19 protein-coding genes are annotated in these 23,940 nt (G+C 59.6%); 7 read left to right on the top strand and 12 right to left on the bottom strand.

Annotation, left to right across the window (positions count from 1 at the left end; genetic code table 11):
- From B5V00_RS03565 to B5V00_RS03555, 3 genes are read right to left on the bottom strand one after another with little or no spacing between them, the layout of a single operon-like run.
- The gene (locus B5V00_RS03565; RefSeq protein WP_085009390.1) at positions 1-1,170 is read right to left on the bottom strand and encodes a right-handed parallel beta-helix repeat-containing protein; all 1,170 of its coding nucleotides are present in this window, start codon (positions 1,168-1,170) and stop codon (positions 1-3) included.
- Complete coding sequence (locus tag B5V00_RS03560; protein ID WP_085009389.1) at positions 1,167-2,234, bottom strand: hypothetical protein; 1,068 nt, start codon at positions 2,232-2,234, stop codon at positions 1,167-1,169. The genes B5V00_RS03565 and B5V00_RS03560 overlap by 4 nt, the downstream gene beginning before the upstream one ends.
- Positions 2,235-2,240: 6 nt before the next feature.
- A complete protein-coding gene (locus tag B5V00_RS03555; protein WP_085009388.1) occupies positions 2,241-4,676 on the bottom strand; it encodes a spermidine synthase family protein in 2,436 nt (811 codons plus the stop codon).
- A gap of 278 nt (positions 4,677-4,954) precedes the next feature.
- On the opposite strand from B5V00_RS03555, the gene B5V00_RS03550 reads away from it, so the two are divergent.
- The 5 genes from B5V00_RS03550 (at position 4,955) to B5V00_RS03530 (ending at position 10,103) form a co-directional block, all read left to right on the top strand.
- Positions 4,955-5,998 carry an ethylbenzene dehydrogenase-related protein gene (locus tag B5V00_RS03550; RefSeq protein WP_172399610.1) on the top strand — a complete coding sequence of 348 codons (1,044 nt, stop codon included), beginning with the start codon at positions 4,955-4,957 and terminating at the stop codon, positions 5,996-5,998.
- A gap of 4 nt (positions 5,999-6,002) precedes the next feature.
- Positions 6,003-6,743, top strand: coding sequence for a carboxypeptidase-like regulatory domain-containing protein (locus B5V00_RS03545; protein ID WP_085009386.1), 741 nt, complete (start codon positions 6,003-6,005; stop codon positions 6,741-6,743).
- Entirely contained in the window at positions 6,737-7,672 is a 936-nt protein-coding gene (locus tag B5V00_RS03540; protein ID WP_085009385.1) for a HEAT repeat domain-containing protein, read from the top strand. The genes B5V00_RS03545 and B5V00_RS03540 overlap by 7 nt, the downstream gene beginning before the upstream one ends.
- A 200-nt stretch (positions 7,673-7,872) precedes the next feature.
- On the top strand, positions 7,873-9,378 hold the full coding sequence (locus B5V00_RS03535) for a 4Fe-4S binding protein (RefSeq protein ID WP_085009384.1): 1,506 nt from the start codon (positions 7,873-7,875) through the stop codon (positions 9,376-9,378).
- Positions 9,375-10,103 (top strand): hypothetical protein, encoded by a 729-nt coding sequence (locus B5V00_RS03530; RefSeq protein WP_085009383.1) that lies wholly within the window; start codon positions 9,375-9,377, stop codon positions 10,101-10,103. Before B5V00_RS03535 ends, B5V00_RS03530 begins: the two co-directional genes overlap by 4 nt.
- A 417-nt stretch (positions 10,104-10,520) precedes the next feature.
- Here the strand turns inward: B5V00_RS03530 and B5V00_RS03525 are convergent, their stop codons facing one another.
- Entirely contained in the window at positions 10,521-12,020 is a 1,500-nt protein-coding gene (locus tag B5V00_RS03525) for an FG-GAP repeat domain-containing protein (protein WP_172399609.1), read from the bottom strand.
- A 381-nt stretch (positions 12,021-12,401) separates the two neighbouring features.
- Between B5V00_RS03525 and B5V00_RS03520 the strand changes: the two genes are divergently transcribed.
- Together B5V00_RS03520 and B5V00_RS03515 are read left to right on the top strand one after the other, a co-directional pair.
- On the top strand, positions 12,402-13,712 hold the full coding sequence (locus tag B5V00_RS03520; protein WP_085009381.1) for a tetratricopeptide repeat protein: 1,311 nt from the start codon (positions 12,402-12,404) through the stop codon (positions 13,710-13,712).
- Positions 13,713-13,806: 94 nt separating this feature from the next.
- The gene (locus B5V00_RS03515; RefSeq protein WP_139800634.1) at positions 13,807-15,138 is read left to right on the top strand and encodes a tetratricopeptide repeat protein; all 1,332 of its coding nucleotides are present in this window, start codon (positions 13,807-13,809) and stop codon (positions 15,136-15,138) included.
- Here B5V00_RS03515 and B5V00_RS17115 read toward each other — a convergent pair.
- The 8 genes from B5V00_RS17115 to B5V00_RS03485 form a co-directional block, all read right to left on the bottom strand.
- The gene (locus B5V00_RS17115) at positions 15,130-15,291 is read right to left on the bottom strand and encodes a DUF5989 family protein (RefSeq protein WP_172399606.1); all 162 of its coding nucleotides are present in this window, start codon (positions 15,289-15,291) and stop codon (positions 15,130-15,132) included. The genes B5V00_RS03515 and B5V00_RS17115 overlap by 9 nt on opposite strands.
- Positions 15,292-15,457: 166 nt before the next feature.
- Complete coding sequence (locus tag B5V00_RS17110; RefSeq protein ID WP_172399608.1) at positions 15,458-15,613, bottom strand: DUF5989 family protein; 156 nt, start codon at positions 15,611-15,613, stop codon at positions 15,458-15,460.
- The gene (locus B5V00_RS03510; protein WP_172399607.1) at positions 15,603-16,649 is read right to left on the bottom strand and encodes an SGNH/GDSL hydrolase family protein; all 1,047 of its coding nucleotides are present in this window, start codon (positions 16,647-16,649) and stop codon (positions 15,603-15,605) included. The genes B5V00_RS17110 and B5V00_RS03510 overlap by 11 nt, the downstream gene beginning before the upstream one ends.
- A complete protein-coding gene (locus tag B5V00_RS03505) occupies positions 16,639-18,732 on the bottom strand; it encodes a tetratricopeptide repeat protein (RefSeq protein ID WP_085009378.1) in 2,094 nt (697 codons plus the stop codon). Before B5V00_RS03505 ends, B5V00_RS03510 begins: the two co-directional genes overlap by 11 nt.
- A 36-nt stretch (positions 18,733-18,768) precedes the next feature.
- The gene (locus B5V00_RS16825) at positions 18,769-18,975 is read right to left on the bottom strand and encodes a hypothetical protein (RefSeq protein ID WP_139800633.1); all 207 of its coding nucleotides are present in this window, start codon (positions 18,973-18,975) and stop codon (positions 18,769-18,771) included.
- A 206-nt stretch (positions 18,976-19,181) separates the two neighbouring features.
- A complete protein-coding gene (locus tag B5V00_RS03495; RefSeq protein ID WP_085009376.1) occupies positions 19,182-20,990 on the bottom strand; it encodes a carbamoyltransferase family protein in 1,809 nt (602 codons plus the stop codon).
- Complete coding sequence (locus tag B5V00_RS03490; RefSeq protein WP_139800632.1) at positions 20,987-23,029, bottom strand: GDSL-type esterase/lipase family protein; 2,043 nt, start codon at positions 23,027-23,029, stop codon at positions 20,987-20,989. Before B5V00_RS03490 ends, B5V00_RS03495 begins: the two co-directional genes overlap by 4 nt.
- 102 nt (positions 23,030-23,131) lie before the next feature.
- On the bottom strand, positions 23,132-23,940 hold an 809-nt coding region (locus tag B5V00_RS03485), incomplete at its 5' end, for a cytochrome c3 family protein (protein ID WP_139800631.1).

The following is a 23,940-nucleotide window of genomic DNA, read 5'->3' as shown; positions in this document are numbered from 1 at the left end:
TTACCAGACCGCTTCATTCAGCCAGGGCGCGAACCGCACCCTGTCCAGCGGCCAGTTTCGCCCACCCTCCTCGAAGGTCGGCCGGTCACGACCGTCATCGATGAAGGAGGGATTGCCGTCATCACCGATCCGTCCCAGTTCAGCGGTCGCGGCGGTGCCCCACCAGTTGCCGCGGGCGTCGATGGTGCCGTCGAGCTTGCGCGGCCGCCGCTCGGCCTCCCCCACCTCCTGTCGCGGCCGACCGCCGAAGGCACTGCGGGAGACCTCCTGCTCGCGCGCCGCGGCTCCCTTCTCCCGCTCCCACTGCGCCGATTGATATTCGAGAAACAGCGCCGTGCCGTTGCCGGAAAGATCGTTGTCCCGCAGTCGCGGATAGCTCGAATAGGCGATGCTCACCCCGGTCCGGTTGCCGCTGATACGGTTTTTCTCCAGCAGCGGATCAGAGCGCCGGTAACAGCGTACCCCGATCTCGTTGTCACGGATGTCGTTGCGCCGCAGCACCGGCCTGGCCGCCCGGTCAACCAGCACCGCGGTGCCGTTGCCGGTCAGGCAGTTCTCGACCAGTCGCGGGTTCGAGCCGTAATGACTGACCATCAGGCCGGTCGGGTTGCCGGTAAAAACATTGCCGGTGAATCTCCGTGGCTGCGCCTTGTAGAGATAGGCACCGAACCGGCCGTTTTTTTCAAACCGGTTGTTGACCACCGCCGCGGTGGCGCCATCCTTAACGAACAGGCCGACCCGGCTGTTGTCGCGCAGCAGGCAGCCGGTGACGGTGGCGGCGCTCTTCCGCCGCAACTCGATACCGATGCGGTTTCCCTCCAGGGTCAGACCTTCAAGACGCGGCTCGCCGCTTTCGACCAGCACGCCGGTGGCCGCCCCGCTGATCCGGCAGTCGGCCAGCAGGGTGTCGGCGCCGACGCCCTTGAGAACGATACCACTCCAGTTTTTGCCGCCCAGTTCGCACTGCCTGGCGATCAATCGACCGCTCACCGTCAACCCGCCGCCGGCAAAGGTGATCCGGGCCCCGGGTTCGATGCGCAGCGTCGCCCCGGACACGACCCGGACCGGCTCGCGGATGGTCATCGCGCCCTGCCAGCGGGTTTCGCCGTCCAGGGTCATGGCCGACAGCAGGGCCGGCCACAACAAACCGATCAGCAACAGAATTCTCACCACACCTCCCGCACCTGCAACGGAGTGAGTTCAACCACCCGACCCGTGTCGACATCGATCCGGTGTTCCGGCTGTTCATCGTAGGTTCCGACCCATTCCCCCGGCTCCAGCGGTCCGCCGTAGGCACTGCGGGCGCCGATGTAATAGGCCCCGCCGCGGCCGAGATTGAGCCGATAGGAACCGTCGGCCGCGCTCGGCGCCGAGATGTAGGTCGGTTTGCCGACCATCCGGCTGTCGAGATAGGCGAAGACATAAATCCCCGGCACCGGCGCGCCGTCTTCGTCGACCACCTTGCCGGTCAGCGCCGTGTCGCTGAGCGCAAAGCGGCCCTGCTGCTGACGTTGCCGGTAGCGCGCGGCATCGACCGGACGGACCCTGATTTCACCGAGGTCGAGATTCTGCCCGGCGGCGAGGTGAACCGGATTCTGCTCCAGGCTGCCGGTCAGGTCACCCGGTTTCGGTTCGCCCAGTCGTGAGCCGTCGAGATGCTTGCGGGCCGCCAGCCAGAACTCACCGGCCGGCAGGGCGACCCGGAAGCGCCCGTCGGCATCGGTTTCAACCGCGGCGCCGTAGGAAGGTCCCATCAGGTCGACTCCGGCTTCGGTATAGACATAGACGAAAGCGCCGGCAACCCCGACCCCGTCGCGCGTCACCCGTCCCGCCAGCGAGGTGTCGGCATCGGCCACCAGCCTTCCGTCCCGACCCATTTCCCGCAGGCTGAAGGCCGGCACCTCCAGCATCCCGGTGGTCACCTCCAGGGGATTGGCCGGGCACTCCGCCATCAGCATCTGCGGCCGTCCGTCGCTGGATGTACGACGCTGCTTGCCGATGACGAAATAACGGCCGGGCGGCAGCTCCAGCCGGTAGCGGCCGTCACCGTCGGTGGTGGTGACCGCGAACGGCTGCACCGAGCGGTCCTTGTCCGCCTTGAGGTAAATCTCGACACTGGCCCCGGCCAGCGGTTTGCCGTCGAACTGCAACTCCCCGCTCAGCCCCGAGGGGCCGGAGCGTTGACAACCGGTCAGCAGCAGACAGGTCAGAAACAGCAGAAAAATACGTCGCATAGAACCTTATCCGAAAGCGGCCGAGCGCCGCGAAAGAATTGCCAGCAGCGCCAGCAGGTAAACCAGACCGCCGGCCAGCAGGGTCAGGGTATAACCCCAGTTCATCGCCACCACCACCGCCAGCAGTGAACCCAGCACCCCGGTGGCACCGTTCACTCCCCAGCTCCAGGCAACATCCCGGTTATCGGGATGCAGCAACCGCATCCCGAGCGGCAGGGGAAAACCGAGCAGCACGCCGAGCGGAGCCAGCAGCAGTCCGGCCAGCAGGCAGCGGGCCGCCAGCGGCAGAGTCAGCAGGGCATCAAGCAGCGGCGGCAGACCGTAACCATAGCCTTGAGACAGCAAAACCAGTACCAACAACAACGGCAGCAGCAGACGCCGTTCGCCGCCGCGCGGCACCCGGCCGGCGAGCAGCGCCCCCAGGCCGGAAAAAACCAGCAGGGCGAAAAGGATGACCGCCAGGGCGTAAATCGGCTGGCCGAGAAAAAGGATGAAACGCCGCATCAGGCCGATTTCGAGCAACATGAAACCGAGACCGAGACAGGCGAAGTAGAACAGCCGTCGGCCGCTGCCGGGCAGGCGCAGAGCCTTTCGCTGCCAGATCAGCAGCGGCAGGATGATGCACACCAGGGTCAGCACCGCAACCACCACCAGCAGGTTGCGCAGAATCAGCACCGCGCGATCCTCGAAACGGCTCTTGTCCGGAAAAGTGAACAGGGTCAGGAAATCGGCCGGCTTGTACATGTAGTAGAAAAACGGACGATCGTCAGTGGTCGGGGAGATATCGAACGGAAATTCGTCATGAAAGGCCGCGTCCCCGCCACTGCGGACCAGGCGGTGAAAGGGATCGTCACCCTCACGACGGTCGGGCAGCAGCACCTCCTGAAACGCGAGCCGCGCCGAGATCGCCCGCAACCGGGCGATCTCGGCAGCGCTGAAGGGTTTTTTCTTGAGCATGAAGTTGGCCAGCCCTCGCTCCTTGATGACGGCGATATGCGCGGCGGGATCGGCCACCCCCTGCTGCTGCAGGAACGCCAGGCCGAGTGAGACCAGGCGCAGGGTTTCACGCTCGAAGATAAAGCGGGAAATGGACAGCACACCGTTGTCCGACAGGTGGTTCCAGTAGTCAGCGAAGGATTCAAGGGTGTAGAGATTGTTCTCAGACAAGGTGAAGGCCCCGGCCGAAGGCGCCATGCGGCCGAACACCGCCGAGGCCTGGATCACGTCCCAGGTGCGCTGCTGGCGGCGAATCCAACTGCGTCCCTCATCGACCACCAGTTCAACATCGGGACGACGGTAGAGTCCGCCGGTAAAGGCGACAAACTGGTCATCGACCGCCCGCGCGATCAGCGGATTGAGCTCCAGCGCCGTCACCCGGTCGGCGCCGCTGGCCAGGGCGGCGAGGACATCCTTGCCGCCGCCGGGACCGATCACCAGGCCGGTGCCGCCACCTCTGAGCTGGTACGGCAGGGCGATGACATTGCTGCGGAAATAATCAAGAGTTTCCTCTCCCCGCCAGCGATACATGGTGGTATAGCCGGTGTCGTCAACCACCATACCGAGCTGTTCGGGAATCGGGCCGCGATAGGTGCGGGAGAGCCCCCAGGCCTGTTGCAGTTCCTCCCCGCGCGACGGATAAACCGCCACCCGCGAAAAGGAATTCCAGGCGCTCCAGAGCAGGTTCGGCTCGTAACGGCCGCGCACGAAACGCACCCCGGCGAAATCGGTCGCCAGGTTGCCGACCGTCAGACCGACCAGCACCAGCGCCGCCCCGGCCAGCAGCAGCCTGACGCCTCGCGAGCCGGGCCGCGGCAGAAACAGGAACGCGGCCAGCAACCCGAACAGGGCGATCAGCGGCAGGCCGCTGATACCGCCGACCAGCAGCAGCACGCCGATGATCAGCAGGCAGCCGGCACCGGCGCCGAACAGGTCCCAGCTGTAAAGGCGGCCGATCTGGCGCAGATAACGACGCAGCAGCAGGGTCACCGCCAGGCCGCTGAAGAAAAAGGGCAGCGCGGTCACCAGGTACAGCAGGGCCAGCACCGGCAACAGGCCGAAGGGAACACCCTTGTTGTAGAACCCCTGCTGGAACGGCTGATAAAACGGCTGGTGAAAGAAGGAAAGGACCTTGAAGGCGAATTGCGGCTGCAGTCGAAACAGGACAAACAGGCCGAACATCGTGCCGAGGGCCAGGGCAAAACCGAAACTGCAGAGAGAACAGTCGCGCCCGGTCCGTTCCACCGGAAACCAGCCGGGACGCAACTGCACCAGCAACGCGGCGACGGAAAAACCGAACAGCGCCAGACTGATGGCCATGGAGGCGAAATGGTACCACATCAGCACCGAGAAGATCCGGGTCAGGATCAGCTCATACATCAGGCCGGCCAGAGAGATGGTGAACATCCCCCAGCAGGTTCGGCGATCGAGGTCAATGGACATCATAACGGAACTTCAAATAGCAAGCCCTGTGCCGAGCCTTCCCCACGCCGCGGGTGCCTCTTCAGGCGTTTATCGCGACACAAAAAGTCCAGTCATGTCATTTATTTGCCTGTCCCCAACGCCACCGGGCGGAAAAATGCCATGCGGTCGCTCCGGGTCCACGGCAAACGGCCCGTCAAGCGGCTGCGGGACACGCCGCAAGCTGGTATATGATTTGCAAAATCTCTTCGGCTGTGAAAGAGACTTCCGAACAAGACCTCCGCAGGTTCCCGCGCTTTCTCATGCCGCTGATCCTGCTCGGCATCGCCGTTATGATGCTTATCGTCGTCGGCTGCCGCGACCCCGAGGGCAACCGGCTCTACGCCCTGCACCTGGCGAAGGCACCGACCGCCGCCGACTGGGAACGCGCCCTGCCGCACCCGATCATTGTGCGCGGCGGCCGGGTTCACAAGATCGATGTCTTTCCCGATATCGACAAGGACACAGTGCACACCTCGACCCCGTCCTGCCATCACGGCGGTGCCATTCCCCGGCCCCTGACCGTCGATGTCCGGGCCTTTTACACCGACAGCGACCTCTATCTGCGACTGAGATGGCGTGATCTGACCCGTGACGATGCCATGCAGCAATGGCGCTTTGACGGCAGCCGCTGGACCAGCAACGGCCTGAAGGAGGACGGGTTCGGGCTGATGTGGCAGCCGCCCACCGACCAGCGCCCCTTCTCCTGCACCCTGGCCTGTCATATCGAAGATTTCGGCGTGGCCGGCGCGACCTTCCATGCCACCAACAAGATGAAGCTGGAGAAAGCGGGGCGCTGGCTCGATCTCTGGAACTGGAAGGCCGACCGGACCGGCCGGCTCGGCTTTGCCGACGACCGCTGGCTCGACCTGAAAGGCATGCATGGCGACCTGCCGGGCGACCTGATGCGCCCGAACTCACGGCTGGCTTCCGGGCAGACCGGAACAGTCGACCTCTTCGGCGACAAGGACGCGCCGGTTTATGACGACCAGGGGCGCATCATCGGCAAGGAGTTCCGCCCCGCCGGCAGCCTCGCGCCGGGATGGATGGTCGAACGCCCGATCGGCCACCGGGCCGATGTTCGTGCCACCGCCTCCTGGAAAAACGACCACTGGACGGTCATCCTCCGCCGCCCCCTTGTGACCGGCGACCCGCATGACGTAGAATTCAGTCCGGCCCTGACCGACGGCATCGCCTTCGGCCTGTCGGTGATGGACAATACCCTCGATGAACATTACGCCTCACGCGGCAGCGAGCGGTTGATCCTGCTTCCGCCTTCCGCCGCCGAGGCCGGCAACCCGGAGTGATTCGATGAAACATCTGAAATGGCTGTTACTGATTGCGCTTGTCCTGTTGACGCTCGGCTGTCAGCAGGACCAGGGACAGGACAAACCGGGGAAAATGACCAAAATCAGCGGCAAGGTGATGGTCCCCCTGGAGGGCGCTTATCTCTACATCTACCAGAAGGGAATGGACCTCTACGGACCGGCCATGACGGTCTCCCGGCCGACCGGACCCGACGGCAGCTTCGAGCTGAGTCTGCCGCCCGGCGACTATATTGCCGTGGCGCGCAAGCGTAAAAACGGCGAAGCCGCCGGGCCGGTGCGGGCCGGAGATTACAAAAGCGGGTTCATCAATCTCACCGCCGCCGGAACCCCCATCGAACTGACCGTTGCCGCCCCGGTGAAGATAGGCGACGAACGCCGCCTCACCAGCGCCCTGCCGGAATCCGGCACCGGGATCTCCGGAATCATCAGCGATGCGGACGGCAAACCGGTCGAAGGGGCACGCATTCACGTCTACGACCATGTGCAGATGTCCGAACGTCCCAAATACGTTTCCGAAAAAACCGGTCCCGACGGCCACTACCTGATCTACTTGCCGTCCGGCGGCACCTACTACCTGGCCGCCCGGGACAAATTCGGCGGACCGCCACAGATCGGCGACCTCTACGGACGCTATGATCAGGGCACCATCGAACCCTCGGCGGTGGTGGTCCGGGACGGCGAAATCCTCAAGAACATCGACATCACGGTCACCAAGGTATGGTAAGGCTGAACCTGAAAAATCGAGCCGGTTGCCGACGCCTGCTGACCTCGCTGCTGATCCCGCTGCTGCTGGTCTGCGGCTGCAGCAGCGAACCGGCTCTCGACCTGACCGCCCTCGACAACGCCGCCCGGGCCGGTGACGCCAAGGCGGTCAGCCAGCTTGTTTCCCTGCTCGGCCGTACCGACAACGGTCTCAACGACAAGGTCTACCCGCTGGTCACCCAACTCGGCAAAGCCGCCATCCCGGCCCTTATCGACCAGGCTGACAGCGATGACCGGGTGTTGCGTGAATATGTCATCGCCTCACTCGGCACCCTGCAGGCCAAAGAAGCGGTGCCGGTGATTGTCAAATCCCTGCGCGACAAGAGCTTCAGTCGTCGCTACATCGCCGCCTGGGCCCTCGGCCAGATCAGCGACGTCAGCAGCATCCCGGAACTGCTGCAGGCTCTCGACGACGATGACAGCGGCGTGCGCCGTTACGCCACCCGCTCCCTGATCCGCTTCAACACCAGGGCGGTGGCTCCCCTGCTAGGCTACCTGCCGCAGGCCCCGCCGCGCGGCCAGGCCGGAGCGATCCGGGCACTGGGGGATATCGGCGACCCGCGCGCCCTCGAATTACTGCTGAAGGCAGTCGACGGCCCCAACCGGGGCGAAGTCTTCATGGCCCTCGGTAAACTCAAGGACCCACGCGCCGAAAATGCCCTGATCCGGGGCCTGCGGGATGCCGACTGGCGCAACCGGATGAATGCCGCCATGGCTCTTGGTCCGCTCGGCGGTCCGGCCGCGGCCGCAGCCCTGCGACCGGTCCTGGAAGACCCGGTGATGGTGGTCCGCGAATGGGCCGCCCGCTCCCTGGAAATGGTCAGCGGTGAACATGTCCGCTACCGCGACGCCAAGGGCAAGCTGGTGATGCCCTACAAGATTTATCACTGAAAATTTCATTGGGACGCTAAGAAAATTAAAACCGGCCAAGGGCGTAGGGCTAAAGGCAAAAGTCTTGGCCGGGTTTTCCCTTTAGCCATTGGCCCTTAGCCTTTAGCCGCATTTTGATCGATTATTTCTTGGCGTCTTGGCGTCTTCGCGCCTTGGCGGCCCAAAACAGATTCACAGGCCTTTTGGGAGACGGCTGACACATGTTATCCAACCTGTTCGACATCCCCCTGCTGGGGGCGCTGCTGAAATCACGCTGGACCTGGCGGCTGCTGCGTCTCGGCGCGCTGGCCCTGCTGCTGGCGATGATCGCCTGGGGCTGGAAAGAACATGGCATCCCCGGCATCAAGGCCGGTGACGCGCTGATGTACACCAACCTGACCAATCATCTGTTCTGGGTCTGGTGGATCATGGGCGTGGTGATCGTCGCGCTCTTTTTCGGCCGCAGCTGGTGCGCCGTCTGCCCCCTGGGATGGCTCAACGGCCTGGTCACCCGCATCGGCCTGAAGCGGGAGCTGCCGGGCTGGCTGAAAAGCTACATTCCGGTGACCCTGGCGCTGGTGGCCCTGCAGGTGGTGGTCTACCTGTTCGCCATTCACCGCTATCCCGACCTGACCGCCCGCCTGCTGGCGTTGCTGGTGGCGCTGGCGGTCGGCTGCGGACTGCTCTTCCGCCAGCGCGCCTTCTGCATGCTGCTCTGTCCGGCCGGTGCCGTGTTCGGACTCTACGCCCGACTCGCCCCCTTTGAGCTGCGGGTCAAGCAGAACGGCGGCTGCGCCGCCTGCAGCGACCAGTCCTGCGTCTCCGGCGGCAGCGAGTGGCGGCGTTTTTCCCTCGGCCGCGGGGTCTTCTTCTGGCACAGCCGCCGCGATGACTGTCCCGTCGACCTGGTCCCCGAACAGATCCACGACAGCCACGACTGCACCCTCTGCCTGAACTGCGTCCACAACTGCCGCAACGACAGCATCCGGGTCGGCTTCCGCCGCTGGATGGCTGACCTCGGGCAATCACCGCTGCCGGCGGGGGAGGCACTGTTTCTCGTCGTCCTGCTCGGTCTGCTGACCGCCAACTTCAGCAAGGTCTACATCGACCTGCGCGAGGCGCTGCTCTGGCCGCCGCAACAGGCCGCCCTACTGCTCGGCTGGGGGGGAGACGGCTTCAACCTGCTGGCCGCCTTCTGGGTCGCCCTGCTGCTGCCGGTCCTGATGCTGCTGCCGGCCTGGGCCGCCTGGCGACTGGCCGACCTGCAGGTCGCCGCGCTGCCGGCAACAGCCGCGCCTGACGCACCGACGGATCCCCCCCGGACCGAACACGGCTTCTGGCACCGTATCGGCTACCTGGCGCTGCCGATCATCCCGCTGCTGCTGGCGGTTCACCTGGTGCTTGCCGTGGTCAAGATCAACGCCAAGGCCGGCTACCTGCCCTTCGCCCTGCGCGACCCGTCGGGGGTCAAGAGTTTCCTCGCCATCAACGTCATGCACACCCTGCCCGGACCGGGCATCCTGATCCCGCTTGACATCCTCAAGTGGATTGTCCTCGGCCTGCTCGCCGGCGGCATCCTGGTGGCCCTGTCCGCCGCCAGGCGCTGTGCCGGCCAATTACCGACCGATACGTCCCGACGCGGCTACCTGCTCGGCGCCCTGCTGGCCATCGCCCTGCCGTCCGCCATGTACGTCGCCACCCTCATCCGCTGGTTGTTCATCCGATGAAAAAGACAATCCTGATCCTGCTCTTCGCCCTGCTGGTGACCGGCGGTTGTGAACAATCACAACAACCCCCCTCAGCAAGCCCCGACGACGGCCCGAAGACTGAACAGCCCGCGACAACGACCGCCGATGCGGCGTCCTCTCCGACGGAGACCGCCGAACAGACCCCGGTGCCCCCCTCCCCGCCGCTGTTCGAGGACTTCCAGGGGCAGCCGCAGATCTCCCTCTTCCCCCGCGTCGGGCCGGCGCGGCCGGAAAAAGATGACAAGCTTTACCCCTTCTGGGCCACCTATCTCGACCATCTGCGGCGCATCAGCGGCGTGACCGACCGTCCCGTCGAAAGCAACCGGGCCTTTTCCATGCGCAGCATCAACGGCGTCGACACGCTCGGCTGGTTCGCCCCGATCGCCGTCACCCCCGATACCCGCTATCGCGTCAGCGCCACCTTCAAGGCTGATCTTCCCGAAGGAGCCGTCTGCGGCATCGGCGTCATCGAATTCGATCGTTTCCTCTGGATCGGCGACCAGTTCACCCGCAAACAACTGGATGAACACCAGCGAGCCGCCTCCGTACTCATCAACCTGTCCGGAAAAATCGACTGGCAGCCGCAGAGCGCGTCCTTCACCACCGGTCCCGAGACCCGGATGATCCACCTGCTCTTCTTCCGAGACGGACCCGGCGGCAAGGAGCCGGTGCTGTTTGATGATGTGAAAATTGAAAAAGACTGAAAAACCTGGAGGCGGCGAAGGGCCGAAGACTGACGGAATGATGATTGGAATGGGGATCTGCACGAATCCCAGGAAGTAAGATCGGCCCCGAGCGCCCCCCCCCTGTTGAAGGGCGAGAGATTTTGGTTCAGAGCAAGGCGCGGTTCGATGAACGCGGAGACGTAGCGGAAGCTACGTCGCACAAGTGAAGAGGAACGCAACGCAGAGATGGGACGAAAGATCCGCCCCTGGCACAAAAAGAAAAGGGCGTGTCGGGATATTTCCCGACACGCCCCTTTTCTTGGTGCGCGTCCTCAGCAGGGATGAACGTTCCCGCTGCCGACAACACGCGGCTTCAGATATTTTTTCATCGTCGCCTCCTTGTTGGTTTCAGGTTAATGGAACTTGCTTGGTTCTTCTATCCAAGTTTGCTGCTGCTTACTTGTCGATACTTGCCAGCTGCTTCTGCTCGACCACCGAGGGCTCAATCAGTTCAACGGTCTGGCCGGTTTTCAGGTTGTCGAGACGCGCCTGAATACCGCTGGGGAAGGTCGCGACGACATCGTAACGCTTGCTCGCGTCCAGACCGAAATGGGCGACTTTCGGGCTCTGGGCACAGAACCCGGTAGCGGAACGGATTTCCTGCATGCCCTCCAGCCTGGTCTTGCCGGTTTCGAAAACCGTAACCTTGGTGCCGTAGGCATCCTTGCTGGAAATAGTGCCGGTCACCTTGACCTTGAGCCAGTTGTTGTCGTTCTGGTTGTTCAGGTAGAGCCTGTTCTCGGCGCCCCAGTTGATGACATAGAGATCAAGGTCGCCGTCATTGTCGATATCGGCAAACGCGGTTCCCTTGGTGCGCACGGTTTCACATTTGAGAACCGGCTGCTGATCGGCAACATTGTGGAAATTGCCCTTGCCATCGTTGAGATAGAGCTGGTTGGCCAGTTTGCAGTCACCTTCGTAGAGGTCGAGGTCACCATCGTGGTCAACGTCACCGAAGGTCGGTCCCTTGCCCCACCCCTCGTGGGTGGAAGCAATTTTTTCGCTGGCCATGGTGAAATGACCTTTGCCGTCATTCAGATAAAGGTTGTTGGGACCGACGTAATTGGAGACAAACAGATCCTGGTCACCATCCTTGTCGATGTCGGCAAAGGCGGCCCCGAGCCCCCAGTTGGGATCGGCGACACCGGCGGACTTGGCAACTTCCTTGAAGGTTCCGTCGCCATTGTTCATGTAGAGCCGATTCGGCTCACCGACCGGGTACTGGCCGTTGACCACGTAGAGATCGACGAAGTTGTCGTTGTTGACATCGGCCCAGACCGCCATCCAGCTCCAGGAACGGTCACCGACTCCGGCAACATCGGTCACGTCGCTGAAGGTACCGTCACCGTTATTGTGATAGAGGATGTTCTTGGCACCGACACCGTAGTTGGCGCAGTAGATGTCGAGATTGCCGTCATTATCATAATCGACGAAAGAGGCGGCGTAGGTGAAGGCCTTGAGGCCGACGCCCGCCTCGTTGGTCACATCGGTGAAAGTACCGTCACCATTGTTTCTGAACAGACGGTTGGCCTCAATTTCATAGCGGCCGCCGGTGGCAAGGTAGAGATCTTCGAAGCCGTCGTTGTTGTAGTCGCCAAAAACGCTGCCCATGGCGAAACCGGGATAGTCAAGGCCCTCGCCCGCCCTCGCGGTGATATCCTCGAACTTGCCATTGCCCTTGTTCAGATAGAGCTTGTTGGCGCCACCCTTGTTGGATACATAGAGATCCACCAGGCCATCATTGTTGATGTCGGCAAAAGCCACACCCTTGCCGAAACCGGCGTCGGCAACCCCCGCTGTTGCGGAGATGTCCGAAAACTCCTGGGCCATGCTCAGCCCGGCGCCGAACAGCACCATGACCGAAGCCAGCAGCATACACAACGTCTTTTTACACATGCTTCCTCTCCTTTTCACCGACAGGTCCGTCTTCATGAAGAACCCTGAAAGGGATTACGCGACCATTTCCGTATGGGAGGCATCCGCACAGATACCAGACAACCATTTAAAATTAAAAAGAAAAACGTCCAAGAAGCAGGGCAACCGACACATACCGGATAACCGCTCCAGCCATTGTCCAGTCCCTGCTCAATTCAGAGTAACTGCAAAATCCACGCCTGTCAAACCAGCGGAGCGGACCGATATCAACTTCCACTGGTATCGACCGTCAGGCTCATTTACAATAGGCAGAAGCGAGTCAGCGGGACAGCTTTTCATCCTCGCGTACTCCATCAAGGCAGAAACTCGACAGGCCATTGACACCCCCGGAAAGGATCATTCATGACCACCCTCCTCAGCCTGCTGCTGCCCATCCTGCTGCTGCTTTCATCAACCGCAGGTGCGGCACCAGCGACCGGCGACCCCGCAAAACCATCCATTCTGCTGAACACCCCGGTCGCCACCACCCTGGTCGAGACCGACACGGAAGCCCTGCTCGCCTGGCGCAAACGGGCAGATGACAATCCGACCCTGCTGCTGTTTTCCAACGACCCCTTCCTGCTGCCGATTCCCGAGACGGTGAAAAAGGATGCCCTGAACCTGGTTCTCAATGCCGACGCCGGGAACTTTCGTCGTCGGGCGGTCCTGCCGACCAGCGACCCGCTGCTGCTGCCCGGTATGGGAGTCTCCGCCGCCCTGGAGGCAGGAATGTTTTCCCGCCTGATATGGGTTCTCCCTCTGGACGAAAAGGCTCCGCTGCCGACGGTGGAAAAAATTCGCGAACAGTTGCTCAACCATGGTGTCCTGGATAAAACCGAAGCGAACCGGTTGAAAAAAGTCGCCGGGCATTTTACCGGCAGCGTGCGCGGGATCCCGTTGGACATTTATGGTTCAAACAACCTCCCGGACCTGACAGGGCCGCTGGCGGTTCACATCGACCTGAGTTTTTTCTCTGTCCGCTATCGTAACGAGATCAGGACCCCGGTCTACAGCCTGCTCGGAGAGGATCTGAAACGCTGGAAGCAACAGCGGTGGGCGGTCAACACTGTCAGTATCTCGTTCGGCAACCTCTCCGGCCATGTGCCGCTCGGCATCCGTTTTCTCGGGCGGGACCTGAAACAGATCCTTGAACATCCGGCAATGCTGGATGACCCCCTGCCCCGCACCTGGGATCTGCGCGCCCGGGCACTCTACCTGGAGAATTTTTTCAAAAAAGAAGAGATGCTGAAGATCTTCAATGAGATGGATCGTCTCGAACCGGACAACCCCGATGTTCTCTACGGCCTCTACCAGGTCCAGCGACGCTTTAAAAACGGCAACGCAGCCCTGCAACGACTCGCCGAAGCAGTTCGCCTCGACCCCGGCTACGGTCTGGAATATTTCACCCTGGCCGACACCGCGATGGAGAAGAAACGTCCCGACGCCGCATTGCAGATGCTTTCACTGGCGGCAGCGACCCATCCGGAAAGCCCCGCTCCGCTGTTGCGGCAGATGGAGATCCTTGAACAGATCAATCGCCGGCAGCCAATGACTGGTCTGCTGCAACGATTAAAGTCAATGCCCTGGTCAAAGATCTATTACGCAAAGGCTCTTGAACAGATTCAAAACCGCCAACCGCCCCGTGACCATCCGGCAACCGATAAAAACAGATGATGGACTTCGGTAAAGGGCCATCAGTGGTCACTTTGTCCTCCCACACAATTCCACATTACCTGATCCACCAACAAAGATAAAATAAAGGTCCCATATGCGCTCAAAACTATCCATTTTTGGCATCGCAAGTTTGCTTTTAGCCCTGAGCTCCGCCTGTTATGGAACCCCCGGGGGCGGGAAACCACAAGGTGCAGCAGTCAACCTGTTTGAGTTGTCGACCGACGCCCTGGTGAAGTGGCGAACACTTCCGGAACCGGCCACCATGGTGGTTCTGAGCAATGTACCTTTCCTGCAACCCATCCCGAAGCAATTAAGAGAGAAAGTCCAGTCCCTCGTCAAAAACGGGCGCGCGGAAGATTTCGAGAAAAAAGCCAGGTACTTCCGACCCGGTCCCATACTGTTGCCCTCGCAGGCAATCAGCGCCGCACTGCAGTGTGGACTGGTCTCCGACGTCCTCTGGGTCATTCCAAGCCGAATCCCCATTGCGGACTTCGATCTGAACCGACTGGGCGATCGACTGGTCGAAAGCGGAATCCTGACTGCGGAAGAAAGGGAACTGCTGACAAAACGGAAGCACATGATTCTATCCCCTCTCCGGGGGCATCAACTCATGATGACAACAATCATGGACCTTTCCCTAACAGAAAAATTCCATGAAAACCTGATCGTTCATTTTGACCTGAGCTATTTCCAGGCCCTCTATAAAAACGAGGTCAAAACTCCCATTTACGACCTGCTGGAATCGACGTTGAAACAGCTGGTCAAGGCTCTTCCGAAACCGTCCATGACCACTCTTTCCTACTCAACGGAAGAGGAAGGCATGGTTGAGATGAACCTGAGATTCCTCGGCAAGGACATCCAGGCATCACTCAACGCAGAAGGCCTGTCCGCGGCAAGGCGACGGCTACGGGAAACACGAAAAAAAGCTCTTTACCTGGCAACCTTCATGATCAATGACAAGGCCCTCGACCGGCTGAAAAAGACCGTACTCGATTTTCCCGACGACCCTGCCCTGCTCTACGATCTGTACCGCTTTGAACGAAGCGCCAAAGAGGGCGATACCGCACTGAAAACACTCGCCAGGGCGGTTGAACTTGACCCCGGCTTCGGCTATGAATATCTTTCCCTGGCCCGCGATGCCGAAACTGCGGGGCGGCCGGACAAGGCGATTGAGATGCTGCAGAAGGCCAAACTGATTTTCCCCGACAACCACTACATTGATCTTGAAACAGCCGCCGCGTGGAAGAGGGCCGGACACGCGGCAGGTGCACTTGCAATCTACCGCGATCTGCAGACGAAAACCTGGTCTGAAGTCTATTATCCGGATATGCCGACCCGCCTGAAAAACCTGATCTCGCAAGTCAGTGAAACACCCCGGAAGCCCCCTGGAGAGAGAAATCCCACCACCAAGGGCCTGTCAAAATAACGCGTAGATGAAGGGTGTCAGTACGGGAATTTCGGCAAGAAGAATCAGGGCAGACATCAGCACCAGCGCCAGCACCAACGGAGCAAGGACGAATTTTTTCCGTTCCAGCAAAAACCGGGACAATTCTCTTAAAGTCTCGAACCCGCGCATCATCCTAACCCCTTGCCGACAGAGAGGGTCACAGCCTGTCACGCTCTCTTTGCTCTGGACCTGAAATCACCAGCGAACCTATGGGTGCGCTTCAGATTTTTGAAAATCTCGTTCGGACCAAGCGCTTGCACTTTCCATCCAACAAGAACTCACGGATTCAGGCTGGAGGCTAAAAGAGGGCATAGATAAAGGGCGCCAGAGCAGACCCTTCCGTCAGCACCAGCAGCCCCCCCAGGGCAACCAGGAGAACCAGAATTGTCCCCAGCCACCATTTCTTGTTGCTGAAGATAAACTGGATGATTTCCCGAATAATCTCATTTTTCATTAGATCCGGTCCCCCTGCGCTGTTCCATGAAAGTCACCGCCTCCTGCCATGATAACGTTTCAGGCAACCGGCGCGCAAGTTCATCTGCATAGAGGCGATGAGCAAGGATGTTCGGATGGGGGTCCTCCGCGCTGACCCAGAATTCCCGTCCCCCCGATTGCGGCAAAGCCGGGCGCAGATCTATGAATTCAGCACCCGCAGCATCAATCAGCCGCCGCAACCGCAGACGGATGTCCGCAAATTCATCTCTGGCCAGATCATGAAGTTCCGGAAGCATGACAAAAACAATTGGAATACCCCTGCGGCGGCAAAGGCTGATCATCTCCCGCAATGCCGACTGCATCTCTTTGAAACCGGACGAATCCGCCTGAAAGAGATCTTCATAATAGTGATCAAAATCCTTCCGCAACCCCAGTCTGCGCTGCAGGGCATCAAGCCGTCCCCACAACCAGACGGCAAAGGCCGACTGCTTTAGCAGCGGGTGGAATTCCAGAGCTCTGGAAGGTTCGGCATCATTGAGGAAAACACCCACCAGCACCATATCCGGACGGTAGTCCAGGGCATGATTCTTCAACATGGCCAGTTCATCGACCGAGTTGTAATTGCCGACCCCGAAATTCAGTGTTTCAATCTGAAGTCCGGGCTTAACCCCGGCAAGAGTTTTCTCCAGCAGCGCAGGATAGGCATCCCGTTGCGGCACTCCCCAGCCGAAGGTGATGGAATCTCCCAGGATCGCTATCCGCAAGTGAGCTGAATCCGGTTCAGGAGAATGCTCCCGGTCTCTCAGCCCATCACTGTTGGTACAGACCTCGACCCCCATGAGGATTTCGCAGACTCCGGGACGATGCTCGAATCTCATCCCCGGATGATTACTGACGACCTTGACCCGCTCGGCATATTTCCACATTTCGACATCATATTGCGGCCGCCAGATCGTCAGCAGACGGATGCCAACCTCCCCTGCCCCCCAGAAAACCAGGATACCGAACAAAATTGCCGGAACAATGACGCGCAAGGGCTGACGGTCAGCGGACATGACTGCAATCCTTTTCCTCCGCGACCGCCTCATTCCGCAACTCGGCGGGTACATTGTGCACTCCGCGCGGCTCCCGACAAAGATAACGGCCGAACTGCCGAACTGCCTCTGCCCGCTTTCCGAGCCCGCGATAATAGACCACACCCAGGTTCAGATAATGGGTCGACCAGGGATTGCGACCGGCCAGGGCTGCGACAAACGTCTTTTCAGCCTGTTTCCATTGTCCTTGTCGCATCTGGACCAGCCCCAGGTTTTCCCGAGCGGGTTGGCAGCCCGGGGCCTCACTCAAGAGCCCCTGATAGAGATCGGCGGCCTCCTGCAATTGCCCCGCACCTTCCAGAGCACGCCCCCGCAGGGATGCCAGATCACAATCGGCAGGAAAATTCCGAAGCGCTTCGTCTGCCACTCGCAGGACTTCGTCAAACTTCTTCAGCCGCAACAGAAGATCTATCAGAGATGCATAGATATCTTTTCGCGGCGGTCCATTGTCAAGCGCACGACGATACCATTGGACAGCCTGTTCATTCTTGCCTGCATGCTCCAGCAGCAGGGCCATAAACGGATCTGCTTCATGGTAATCCGGATATTTCCCGAACACCCGTCGCAGGAGTTCAAGGGCCTCGGCCTCACGGCCCTGACGATAGCGCACCCTGGCAAGTTCGGCCGCCGCGTAAGGCCCCGGATAACCTTTTTTCAGCGCGAGCTGCAACATCTCAGCGGCACGGCTCAAAGCCCCCTGCCGCAGATAGATCTTTCCCCAGGTAAACGCCAGGTGGGCGTCCATCTCCACGGCTCCTTCATCCAGATCATCAAGCTCCTTTCGCCACCTTAAGATCCGACGCTGATCCGCTTCCGGCCATTCCGGAAAAGATGCCGCAAGCGTCTTCCAGACCGTCCAGGCAATCGCCGCATGCCCCCGCTGGGTCGGATGGGCATAATCGAGAATCATCCGGTTACCGGCCAGCCCCAGGGAGGATCTGCGGTTCAGCTCTCCTTCGAGGTCCGCCAACGGCAAGCCGTTGGCTTTCGCCAGATCCCTGATTTCATTATTCGTTCGTGATGTCGCCCGCACCGGGACAGGATCAAGATCCACCGCCCGGCGCAGATAGAACCGGGCCTGGTCAAGACGGCCGAAACTCCGAAGCACCTGACCGTAATCGAAACAGAACCGGGCATCATCCCGCATCTCCGGTTCCAGACGGGAGAGGATATTCAATGCCTCGTCCGGCCGACCATCCCGCATGGCCACCCGGGCATCCGCAAGCAGGGCATTCGGCTGTTTGCCATTTTCAGCCGGCGGCCAGTCAGCAAGGTTGGCCGGCAGGGTACAGAACATGAGTCGAATTCCTGCCTGCCGGGCGAAGGTAGTCATCTGTGCAAGATTCTTGTTGAAACGGGCGACAACTTCCCGTCGGGTTTCCGCATCGGGGCTGTAAACCGTGCCGTCGATAACCGGGGAGAAAACCACCCCCCCAAGGTTGTCGACAACATCGATGATCTCTCTGCTTGACGGCCTGGGCAACAGATGCCTCATCAATTGCGCCAATCGCAGGCTGCGCAGCAGTCTCCATCCCCGACGGCTGTTTTTGATCGAGGTTCGGTAGGAATCCTCGACAAATTCCGCATCCCCGACACAGACAATGACCAGATCGGGAGCATAATCCGGCAAAGACCGCAGGATACCCAAAGCCCGAGAACTCCCGTAGGCGGTGCCGCCAAGGTTGATCACTTCGAATTTTCGACGGGGATAAAGTTTCTTCAACCCTTCGGCAAGTCTCGACGGCCAGGCAGCTTCAGCAGGATACGGATAACCGAAGGTCGTTGAACCACCGATGCAGAAAATCCGAAAGGTTCCCGTTTCCTTGTGCCGCGGGAACCGCTGCAGACGCAGAGCCCCCAGAAACTCCCGGCGAGTTTCAACAACATCACCGGCAACAATAAAAGGATCAATGCGGGTCCAGGCAAGATCATCCGCCCCGGTTCCCGAGGGAGTCCAGACCAGGCGCAACAAGCCTTCCCCCGCTGCCAGCAGCATCACCCCGAAAAGAACCAGCAGCAATTTTCCATACCATCGTTGCTTCATCGCACCATACCGGAGAGATCCGGCAACCCGCCAGAATCAGAATTGCCTTTCCCAATTTTTTTCAACCGGAGCGTTTGTATCCCTAAGTTGCCAATAACTGACGGCATCCGGATCCGGGCGTTTTTCAAGAAAACATTTTCCGGACAACCGGGCGATCAGGCCGGTGGGAAAAACAACCAGCACGAAAACCACGACCAGCACCAGCCGGGTCATGACTCCACCAACGACAGCAGCCAGCTTCATCCACGGTCCGTAGATCAACATGAGCCGTGAAGGGGCCAGCCAGGCACACAGCAAACCCGCTGCCGCGGCCAGGCAGAGGACGTTTCCGAACCAGGTGAAATATCCCGGACCGACCCCGGCCGCAAAGAACAACAAGCCCCCAAGACCGAGACCGAACCAGCGCAGTCGACTGTCTGCTATGCTCTTCCTCTCCATCCCGGCTCCCGTCAATCGAGTTCCTTCGCGCCACTTGGACCTTGCCATTCAGGCTGCAGCCTCTTATCCAGCAGAAATGGGCCGACAACCAGATAGTCCATGCCGGTCCCCATGAAACAGCGATAAGCGTCCTCGGGGGTACAAACGATCGGTTCACCCCGAACATTAAAGGAGGTATTGATCAAGACCGGGCAGCCGGTCAAACGTTCAAATTCCAGCAACAGATTATGAAACAGGGGGTTCATGACGGCCGAAACCGTCTGCAGGCGGGCGGAATTGTCCACATGGGTCACCGCCGGGATCTCGGATCTCGCCACTCTGAGCCGGGCGAACCCCGACATCTGCGATTCTTCTTCGGTCAATCGACGCAGTTTCTCCGCTTTGACTTGTGCAGTCAACAGCATATAAGGACTTTCTGCGTCGTGGTCGAAATAGTCCCTCACCCGTTCTTCCCGAATGGCCGGCGCAAAGGGCCGGAACCCTTCCCGGAACTTAATCTTGAGATTGACCCGGGTCTGCATTTCCGGAGATCTGGCATCGGCCAGAATCGATCGGTTCCCAAGCGCGCGAGGGCCGAACTCCATCCGTCCCTGAAACCAGCCGACCACATGGCCTGAGGCAAGCAATTCGGCAGTCCGCTTCAACAGCGACGCTTCCTCAAGGCGCTGCCGCGGTGCCTGATACTTGTCGAGAATCGTGCCAATAGCTTCCTCCGAATAATCCGGCCCGAGATAACTGCCGGACATGGAGTCCAGACCTCCCTGCACTTTCCGCTCTTTGTCATGGGCCACATACCAACCGAACAGTGCCGCCCCAACCGCCGCCCCGGCATCACCTGATGCAGGTTGAACCCATATCTTTTCAAACGGGCCTTCACGTAACAGTCGACCATTGGCGACACAATTCAAGGCAACTCCACCGGCCATGCATAAATGAGGCGAACCGGTCTCTTGATGAACATGGTGTCCCATCCGCAAGACCGCCTCCTCGGTCACCACCTGGATGGAACGGGCCAGGTCCATGTCCCGCGTGGTCAATTCTGATTCAGGTTTGCGCGGCGGACCTTCAAACAGCTTGTGAAAACGCTCGTTGGTCATGGTCAATCCGGTGGCAAAGTTGAAATAATCCATATTAAGCCGGAAAGAACCATCCTCTTTCAGATCAATGATTTCATCACGAATGCGTTGGACGTAGCGCGGTTCGCCATAAGGTGCCAACCCCATGACTTTGTATTCTCCCGAGTTGACCTTGAATCCCATATAATAGGTAAAGGCGGAATAGAGCAGCCCCAGGGAATGGGGAAAACGAATCTCTCCCAGCAGATCAAGCCGGTTCCCGCAACCGCGACCGAAACTGACGGTGCTCCACTCACCCACTCCGTCCAGGGTCAAAACAGCTGATTCCTCAAAGGGGGATGGAAAAAATGCCGAGGCGGCATGTGACTGGTGATGCTCGGGGAAATAGATCGGCCCCTGGTAATCGAGATGCTTACGGATAGCTTCCTTGATCCAGATTTTTTCCTTCATCCAGACCGGCAGAGCGGTCAGGAACTGCTTCAGGCCACGCGGAGCAAACGCCAGGTAAGTTTCAAGCAACCTTTCAAACCGCAAAAACGGCTTTTCGTAAAAGACGACCGCATCCAGATCGTCACTGGAAAGGCGTGCCTGCTCCAGACACCAGGTCAACGACTGCAGCGGAAAACCCGCATCGTGCTTTTTTCGGCTGAACCGCTCTTCCTGGGCGGCAGCAACGATCCTTCCATCCCGGACCAGGCAGGCGGCGCTGTCGTGGTAATAGGCTGAAAGTCCCAGGATATTCATGGGTTGCCATTCTTCTTCAACTGATGAATGCCAACATCGTTCCACCACTGCTCAAGTTCTGCATCCGGCGCCGGATGATGTTCAAGGCGCAAAGCCTTGAGATAATGCATCCTTGCCTCCTGTTTCCGACCGGCCAGTACATAGAGATCGGCAAGTTCCTTCTCCAAAGCCGGAACGTCCGTCTCGACCTGTTGCAGCTTGTTCAGCAACGCTTTCGCCGCCCGATCCTGTCCGGTTTGAAAAAGGGCCCTGCAGCGGGCAACATCCAGACGCATTTTCATGCCGTCCGGCCAGGTTGTTTCATCCAGAAGAGCCAGGGCTTTCCGCCCACTCTCCTGCATCAGCAACGCCTGAACCCTGCCGAACCTGATCCAGGGGTCGCCGGAATCAAGCTGTTCCGCCTGAACGAAATATTGCATGGCCTCGAGACCCGCCCCCCGCCAAAGAGCCAGGCTACCAAGCTGCTTGGGAATTTCCGCTTCATCCCGTACCGTTTTCCATGCCAGTTTCAACACCCTTTCCGCTTCTGGATATTTCCCGGCCCAGTAATAAAGCCGCCCCACCCCCCAAAGCCCGCGAGCCCGATAGCGTTCTGGAATCTTTGCCAGTTCAGAAGAAAGATAAGCTCTCGCGTCAACCATGCTCCCCTGCCATTGTTCAGCGGAAAGTGGTACCAGGCCGGCATCTGTCGCAGCATTAAGAACAACCCAGGCCAAAATCTGCTGGCCCTCAAGGGTCGGATGCACATGATCCGCAAAGAGATTGTTCCCCGGGATTCCGCCGGGGGAAATCCTCCGGAAAAACGTCTCGATATCAGCCAGAGGAATCTTTCGGTCCCCGGCTAACTGTCGAATAATGACATTGAATTCATCCAGGGCACGCAAGGGTACAATATCATTCTGACGCGCCCGGTCGAACTCCTCGTAGGCCTTCTGGAACCGCTTCCGGCGTAGATAGATCTTGCCGATACGGTATGACAACTCAGCAAATTGGTCATCAATACGCTCAGCTTGCCGATAGCTGTTCAGGGCACCGGTCAAATCTCCCGCAAGGAACTTTTGCTCTCCATCCTCAAAAGCAGCCTGCCACTGTTGCCATTCCTCTTTTCTCAGACCTGCGCGATGTTCGGATTTGAAGGGTGAAACCCCGGAAAGGTTAACCGGCAGCGTGCAGAGAATAAGCGGCACCTTCCGCCGATTGATCATCCGGGCCATGTCTCCGAGAGTAAAGCGGTACTGACGAATGACCCCTTCCCTGAACCGGGAATCCCGGTGGTAAAGTTCCGGACCGCCGACCTGTTCAAGGACCGCCTCCACATCTTCTCCGAGAACTGTTCGTCCACCCCCCCCCTTGTGATGGCGAAGTTTCGTAATGGTTCGGTAAAGTTCCGAATAAAGCCGTGAGTGGTGAAGAATACCGCGCAGGCGCCTTTTCCCCTCCGGCTCCCGGATCAGGGGATCAAAGGTTCGCTTTTCAAGAAATTCGTTATGACCGGCGTAAATGACGACCAGGTCGGGGTCGTAATTCAGCAATTCCGGAAGCAGGCGCTTTAACCGATAACTGGCATAGGAGATACCCCCGGCATTGATAACTTCGACGTCAAGCCCCGGCACGTAACGCTCCAGCAATTTTTCCAGCCAGGCACCGAACGCGGTCTTTCCGAGATAGGGACGACCATAAGTTGTCGATCCTCCCATAACCAGTATTCGAAAAGCTCCTTTCTTTTTGGGCATTTCAAACTGCTGCTGGTTGAAATAAGCCGCCTTGTCAGGGTTGAGATGAAAGAGGTTTTCGACATTATCATCACGCACAAACAGGGGGCTTTTACCGGCAAAACCAACAAACGGATCCTCCTGGCTGAGGGATGGCACCCCCAGCAGAGCAAGCAGCGACTCCAGCAATACCAGGAGGACAATCCCCACCAGCAGCGCTGCAATATTTTTCATCCAAGCCCTGAACAAGCCAGCCCTCCGAGAACGCATCTGCGCGTTACGATAACACAATCTCGCCGGGCTGAAAAAATGAAAAGGCCGGGACAAACGCCCCGGCCTTTTCACTCGATTACCGCTCAGCAGGGATGAACGTTACCGTTCCCCACTACCCTCGGATGACTATAGACCTTCATAGGAATCTCTCCTCCACTACCAGGGAGTGACCTTGTTCCAACCGTTGCCAACCCCGGCCGAATCACGAGTGTCGCTGGGATCGTTGCCGCCGAGACGATGGCAGTTCTGGGCACTGGTCCAGTTGGAAATGGATCGGCCGTTGTTGTTGCTGCCGCCGCTGCCGTTGACCTGGAAACCATTATCCCAGGTGTTGTGCTTGGTATCGAGACAGTTGGTCTGCATCAGTTTCGGCAGACGGCTGGCGTGCGGATTGTGACACTTGGAACAACTGAACTTGTGGTACTGCGTCTGGGTCGTCGCTCCACTCTCATCAACCCCCCACTCATCACTGTTGTATTTGCGCGGCCGGGTACTGGCGCCATCGGTCAACAATGGACTGTACCGCCAGCCTCTACTGTTCGGGGTCCGGAACCCATATTTTCCGTTGTCAGCCGGGTCGGAGAAACCGTTGAAATGCTGATAAGGATTATTGGTCCTACCGCCCGTTCCGCCACGAGCATCGAAGATATTGGCTTTGGCGGAGCCGCTGCCGCCGATCACGGCGTTGCTGTGGCCATTGGTGCCGACCCAGAGTCCTTCACCGGTCTTCTTGTCCATGCTGTCAACATTTGTACCGTGACAGAGGGTACAAAGGCCGGCCGATGAGGAAAGCGTCCAACCGGCGGTCGGGTTGCCGCTGTTCTGGTCGATCCAGTAGCCGCCCATGGTGGTCGTGGTGGTCGAGGCACGTGGCACCCGACCCCAGTTGTTGTTGTTCGGATAATTGGTTCCGGACTGCGGGGCGCCGTCCTCCTTGTAGGGATTACCCATCCAGGTGCCGCGCA

The sequence above is a fragment of the Geothermobacter hydrogeniphilus genome (assembly GCF_002093115.1).
GTDB lineage: Bacteria > Desulfobacterota > Desulfuromonadia > Desulfuromonadales > Geothermobacteraceae > Geothermobacter_A > Geothermobacter_A hydrogeniphilus.
This window is presented reverse-complemented; position numbering and strand designations above follow the sequence as displayed.

Coding starts and splice junctions, on each gene's coding strand:
- B5V00_RS03520 (WP_085009381.1), top strand. CDS start 12,402: ATGACCACCCTCCTCAGCCTGCTGCTGCCCATCCTGCTGCTGCTTTCA.
- B5V00_RS03525 (WP_172399609.1), bottom strand. CDS start 12,020: ATGTGTAAAAAGACGTTGTGTATGCTGCTGGCTTCGGTCATGGTGCTG.
- B5V00_RS17110 (WP_172399608.1), bottom strand. CDS start 15,613: ATGAAAAATGAGATTATTCGGGAAATCATCCAGTTTATCTTCAGCAAC.
- B5V00_RS03515 (WP_139800634.1), top strand. CDS start 13,807: ATGCGCTCAAAACTATCCATTTTTGGCATCGCAAGTTTGCTTTTAGCC.
- B5V00_RS03560 (WP_085009389.1), bottom strand. CDS start 2,234: ATGCGACGTATTTTTCTGCTGTTTCTGACCTGTCTGCTGCTGACCGGT.
- B5V00_RS03510 (WP_172399607.1), bottom strand. CDS start 16,649: ATGTCCGCTGACCGTCAGCCCTTGCGCGTCATTGTTCCGGCAATTTTG.
- B5V00_RS03550 (WP_172399610.1), top strand. CDS start 4,955: ATGCCGCTGATCCTGCTCGGCATCGCCGTTATGATGCTTATCGTCGTC.
- B5V00_RS03540 (WP_085009385.1), top strand. CDS start 6,737: ATGGTAAGGCTGAACCTGAAAAATCGAGCCGGTTGCCGACGCCTGCTG.
- B5V00_RS03555 (WP_085009388.1), bottom strand. CDS start 4,676: ATGATGTCCATTGACCTCGATCGCCGAACCTGCTGGGGGATGTTCACC.
- B5V00_RS17115 (WP_172399606.1), bottom strand. CDS start 15,291: ATGATGCGCGGGTTCGAGACTTTAAGAGAATTGTCCCGGTTTTTGCTG.
- B5V00_RS16825 (WP_139800633.1), bottom strand. CDS start 18,975: ATGAAGCTGGCTGCTGTCGTTGGTGGAGTCATGACCCGGCTGGTGCTG.
- B5V00_RS03505 (WP_085009378.1), bottom strand. CDS start 18,732: ATGAAGCAACGATGGTATGGAAAATTGCTGCTGGTTCTTTTCGGGGTG.
- B5V00_RS03495 (WP_085009376.1), bottom strand. CDS start 20,990: ATGAATATCCTGGGACTTTCAGCCTATTACCACGACAGCGCCGCCTGC.
- B5V00_RS03545 (WP_085009386.1), top strand. CDS start 6,003: ATGAAACATCTGAAATGGCTGTTACTGATTGCGCTTGTCCTGTTGACG.
- B5V00_RS03535 (WP_085009384.1), top strand. CDS start 7,873: ATGTTATCCAACCTGTTCGACATCCCCCTGCTGGGGGCGCTGCTGAAA.
- B5V00_RS03530 (WP_085009383.1), top strand. CDS start 9,375: ATGAAAAAGACAATCCTGATCCTGCTCTTCGCCCTGCTGGTGACCGGC.